Below are 4,468 nucleotides of genomic sequence, written 5' to 3'. Positions count from 1 at the left end.
ACCGCGAGAAGCTGCAGGGAGCGCCTCGCGNAGNTCNCCGGTGGCGNCTCCGCGNTGGTCCACGCCGTGAAGGTGCTGGAGGGCAACCTCGGCAAGGAGGGCGACGAGGCCACCGGTGTCACGGTCGTCCGCCGCGCCGCCGTCGAGCCGCTGCGCTGGATCGCCGAGAACGCCGGCCTCGAGGGCTACGTCATCACCTCGAAGGTCGCCGAGCTCGACAAGGGCCAGGGCTTCAACGCCGCCACCGGCGAGTACGGCGACCTGGTCAAGGCCGGCGTCATCGACCCGGTGAAGGTCACCCGCTCGGCGCTGGAGAACGCCGCGTCGATCGCCTCCCTCCTCCTCACCACCGAGACCCTCGTGGTGGAGAAGAAGGAGGAGGAGCCGGCGGACGCGGGCCACGGCCACGGCCACGGCCACGCCCACTGACGCACCGTCGGACCGCGCGGACCGGCCCCCGAGCCGGCCCGCGCACCCCGCACGACGAGGCCCGGCGCCCCCACGAGGAGGCGCCGGGCCTCGCCCGCTTCCCAGCGGTTTCCCCTGTCGGGCGCGACACCCGGGGCGCATCCTCAATCGCTCTTGGGCCGGAAGCGAACCGCCTTGCCCGCGCAGCCCAGTACCACCTCGTACCCGGGTGCGAGAAGGTCCAGCAGCTCAAGGCCCCGGCCGTGCTCCGCCCCCTCGTCGGCCGCCCGGTGCCGCGGCAGGGTATACGGGGCCTGGTCCCACACCTCGATCCACAGGTCCCGCTCGTGGATACGTACGCGGAATTCCCCACCGCCCGCGTGCACCACCGCGTTTGTGGTCACCTCGCTCACGAGTAGACAGCAGACCTCGACGGTCTCCGGGGTGACGCCGGCCTCGGCGTAGACCGCCGCCGCCCATCGGCGAGCCGGGCCCACCTGGTCCGGGGAGCAGGCGAACACCCGCTCCCGCATCTCGCCCGCGTACGCGTGCCGTTCCGTGTGCATCGCAGCCTCCTGTACGCGGCCATGGCAAGACCGCGGAGCTCACGCACCGCGACTTCACCGCGCCGGTACGCGATGCGAGTGTGGTGCGATCGCAATCGCGGTTGCAAGTGGCAGAGTTGAAATACCCTCAGGAGGGTTGTGGGCAAGGCATCGCGCTACGCTGCCGACGACTACAGCGAGAGGGAGGGGTGCGGATGCCCGTAAACACGGCGGCCATCGTCGCCAGGCGGTCCTTCGCAGAGGCGCTGAAGGCGGCCCGTGCCGCCGCCCGTACGTCGGCAGGCGCCCGGGTCAAGCAGATCGACCTCGCCAGAGCCATAGGCCGCAGCACCATCGACCGCTACTCCCGACTGGAACGGGGTGCCGCTCTCCCCGACGGCGACGAGTGGAAGGCGATCACCCGCGTCCTCAACCTGGACATCGAGACGCGGGTGAGGCTGGAGACGCTGCTCGACGCCGCACGGAACGTCGACGAGGCGTGGTGGCGCGAGTTCGAGTCGGAGTTCGACCCCTCTCTGCTGGAGTTCATCGCCTACGAGGACGCGGCGGCGCGCATCACGGCGTGCGCGGGCAACGTCCTGCCCGGCATCCTCCAGCGCCGCTCCTACAGCGAGGCGCTCACCCTCTCGCTCGACCGGATCGTCCTGTCGGCGTACCAGATGGACAGGTCCGCCCAGCTGCGCACACAGCGCCGCCGGATCTTCGGCAAGAGCCGTCCGCCGACCGTCGAAGCGATCATCGGCGAGGCCGCTCTGCGGCAGGAGGTGGGTGGCAGAGCCGTCATGGTGGACCAGCTCGACTCGCTGATCGACGACGCGGAATCCGGGCGAGTGACGTTCAGGGTCATTCCCTTCTCGGCCAACGCCACCCTGACTCACATGTTCACCCTGCTGGAGTTCGACGGGACGGCGGACAAGCCCCTCGTCGCGTTCGACGCCATGACGGGCATGTCGTTCAGGAAGGCGCCACGTGAGGTCCGGGACCTGCGCTTCTACGTCGATTCGTTGCGTGATCTCGCGCTCCCGGAGCCGGACTCGGTGGAAATGATGAGAGCGATCAGGAAAGAGATGTGCCGTGACTGACATAGACAGCCACCAGGTGTCCCGTGAGCTGGACGGTGCCCGGTGGTTCAAGAGCTCATACTCGGGCAGTACCGGCCAGGACTGCGTGGAGGCGGCCATGTTGCCCGAGGGGATCGCGGTCCGGGACTCCAAGAACCCGGGCGGTGGCGCGTTCGCCGTTCCGGCGGGCCCGTGGGGCGTGTTCCTCGACGCGTTGTGCCGCGTCTGACAAGACCGCTGTGAACGTGAGCGCCCGGCCGGTGACTCCCCGGCCGGGCGCTCATACGTAGGGGCGGCACATGTGCCGCAGGCACCCAGCACTCGACCCGCTTTCCGGGCCCCGACCCGTACCGGCCCGCCCCGCTTCGGGCCCCGCCCTACTGGGGGCCGTACTTGCGTCCCGCGCGCGAGCTCACCCCGCCCAGCAGCCCGCGCGGGACCAGTTTCACCACGCCCATCAGCGCCTTGTACCGCGGGTCCGGCACCGACAGCGTCCGCCCGCGCGCCAGGTCCGCCAGCGCGTCCGTCACAACCTTGTCGGCGTCCAGCCACATCCACCCCGGGATGCCGTCCGTGCCCATTCCGGCCCGCTCGTGGAACTCCGTCCGCACGAAGCCGGGGCACAGCGCCATCAGCCGCACCCCGCTCCCCGCGAGGTCCCGCGCCACGCCCTGCGTGAACTGCACGACCCACGCCTTCGACGCCCCGTAGGTCCCGCGCGGCACGAAGGCGGCCACGGACGCGACGTTCACCACGCCGCCCCGCCGCCGCTCCCGCATCGGGGCCGTGGCCGCCGCCGTCAGCCGCAGCACCGCTTCGCAGTGCACCTTCAGCATCCGCAGCTCGTCGGCCATGGCCACGTCGAGGAAGCGGCCCTTGTTCCCGAAGCCGGCGTTGTTGACCAGCAGGTCCACGGGCCGCTTCGGGTCGGCCAGCCGCGCCTCGACGGCGGCGATGCCCTCCTCCCGGGCGAGGTCCGCGGACAGCACCTCCGCCTCGACGCCGTGCCGGTCGTGCAGTTCGGTCGCCTGCTCCCTGAGCCGTTCCACGTCGCGGGCGACCAGGACCACGTCGTGGCCGTCGGCCGCCAGCCGCCGCGCGAAGGCGGCCCCGATACCCGCCGTCGCGCCAGTAATCAGTGCACTCGTCATACGCGGCACGTTAGTGCCCCACCGGGACGCGCAGGCGCCCCGCCCGCCGACGCCGCGCCACGGCCCGGAGTCGGCCCGGAAAACCGGTGCCCGGACGCCCGCCGCACACGCCTGCGCACCGCATCGCGCCCGGCCGGCCCCGGTGCGGTACGCCCCCGCGGCCGGGAGGCGCGGCGGATCGCGCCACGGGGGTACGCGCCCCGCCGCTCGCGCGCCCCGCTCCCCTCCCGCGCCGGCGGCCGGCCCCGCACCGCCGCGGGTCCCGGGCGCGACCGCGCTCCGGACCGAGTCCCCAAAGGATCTGGAGGCCATACCTCGTACGTTCAAAGAGCCGCTTATAGTTGAAGAGTGATCGAAGCCCGTCATCTCCGAGTCCTCCGCGCCGTGGCCGCCACCGGTTCCTTCTCCGCCGCGGCCCGCGAGCTGGGCTGCACCCAGCCGGCCGTCAGCCAGCAGATGAAGGCCCTGGAGTCCTCCGCGGGCACCCCGCTGCTCATCCGCACGGGCCGGGAGATGCGCCTCACCCAGGCGGGGGAGGCCCTGGTCCGGCACGCGGCGGGCGTCCTCGCCGGGCTGACCGCCGCCGAGGAGGAGGTCGCCGCCATCGCGGGCCTGCGGTCCGGCCGCGTCCGGCTCGTCTCCTTCTCCAGCGGCAGCTCCACGCTCGTCCCCACCGCCCTCGCCGCCCTGCGCGCCGAGCACCCCGGTGTCCGGGTCTCCCTCGTCGAGGCGGAGCCGCCCCGCTCGGTGGAGATGCTCCGGGAGGGCGACTGCGACATCGCCCTGGCCTTCCGGTACGCGGGCGGCGTCGCCGAGTGGGACGAGCTGGTGGTGCGTCCGCTGCTCACCGACCGGCTCGTCGGCCTCGTCCCCGCGGGGCACCGGCTGGCCGACGCGGACGCCGTGGCGATCGGGGAGCTGGCCGAGGAACCCTGGATCGCGGGCTGCCCCCGGTGCCGCCGCCAGCTGGTCGAGGTCTGCGAGGCCGCCGGCTTCACCCCCCGCATCGACTTCGCGACCGACGACTACCCGGCGGTGGTGGGCCTGGTCGGAGCCGGTCTCGGCGTGGCCGTCCTGCCGGAGCTGGCCGTCGAGCCCGTACGGCCCCGGGGTGCCCGCGTGGTGGCGGTCGAACCGCCGGTGGAGCGGGAGATCGTCGCCCTCACCCTGCCGGACCTGGCACGGGTCCCGGCCGTCGCGGCCACGCTGGACCGGCTGGCGGAGGCGGCTTCGCAGGTGTAGGGGGGCGTCGACGGGGGATCGCCGCGGGCGCTTCGGGGGG

General features: G+C 73.0%; 6 protein-coding genes. 4 read left to right on the top strand and 2 right to left on the bottom strand.

Annotated elements, in window-relative coordinates; genetic code table 11:
• Window positions 1-55: 55 nt before the first annotated feature.
• Window positions 56-429: TCP-1/cpn60 chaperonin family protein (locus MW084_RS04820; protein ID WP_275563487.1), on the top strand; the 374-nt coding region annotated here is incomplete at its 5' end.
• 143 nt (window positions 430-572) lie between these two features.
• On the opposite strand, the gene MW084_RS04815 is transcribed toward MW084_RS04820, so the two are convergent.
• Window positions 573-974, bottom strand: coding sequence for an ATP-binding protein (locus MW084_RS04815; RefSeq protein ID WP_010471837.1), 402 nt, complete (start codon window positions 972-974; stop codon window positions 573-575).
• Window positions 975-1,168: 194 nt separating this feature from the next.
• Here MW084_RS04815 and MW084_RS04810 point away from each other — a divergent pair, with 194 nt between their 5' ends.
• Both MW084_RS04810 and MW084_RS04805 read left to right on the top strand, forming a co-directional pair.
• Complete coding sequence (locus tag MW084_RS04810) at window positions 1,169-2,056, top strand: helix-turn-helix domain-containing protein (RefSeq protein ID WP_010471839.1); 888 nt, start codon at window positions 1,169-1,171, stop codon at window positions 2,054-2,056.
• Window positions 2,049-2,264, top strand: a complete 216-nt coding sequence (locus MW084_RS04805) for a DUF397 domain-containing protein (protein ID WP_010471840.1) — start codon at window positions 2,049-2,051, stop codon at window positions 2,262-2,264. The genes MW084_RS04810 and MW084_RS04805 overlap by 8 nt, the downstream gene beginning before the upstream one ends.
• A gap of 148 nt (window positions 2,265-2,412) precedes the next feature.
• Here the strand turns inward: MW084_RS04805 and MW084_RS04800 are convergent, their stop codons facing one another.
• Entirely contained in the window at window positions 2,413-3,186 is a 774-nt protein-coding gene (locus tag MW084_RS04800) for an SDR family NAD(P)-dependent oxidoreductase (protein WP_010471842.1), read from the bottom strand.
• A 348-nt stretch (window positions 3,187-3,534) separates the two neighbouring features.
• Here MW084_RS04800 and MW084_RS04795 point away from each other — a divergent pair, with 348 nt between their 5' ends.
• Entirely contained in the window at window positions 3,535-4,428 is an 894-nt protein-coding gene (locus MW084_RS04795) for a LysR family transcriptional regulator (RefSeq protein ID WP_010471844.1), read from the top strand.
• Window positions 4,429-4,468: the final 40 nt, after the last annotated feature.

It is taken from the genome of Streptomyces sudanensis (genome assembly GCF_023614315.1).
GTDB classification, from domain to species: Bacteria; Actinomycetota; Actinomycetes; order Streptomycetales; family Streptomycetaceae; genus Streptomyces; species Streptomyces sudanensis.
This window is presented reverse-complemented; position numbering and strand designations above follow the sequence as displayed.

Coding starts and splice junctions, on each gene's coding strand:
- MW084_RS04815 (WP_010471837.1), bottom strand. CDS start 974: ATGCACACGGAACGGCACGCGTACGCGGGCGAGATGCGGGAGCGGGTG.
- MW084_RS04810 (WP_010471839.1), top strand. CDS start 1,169: ATGCCCGTAAACACGGCGGCCATCGTCGCCAGGCGGTCCTTCGCAGAG.
- MW084_RS04800 (WP_010471842.1), bottom strand. CDS start 3,186: ATGACGAGTGCACTGATTACTGGCGCGACGGCGGGTATCGGGGCCGCC.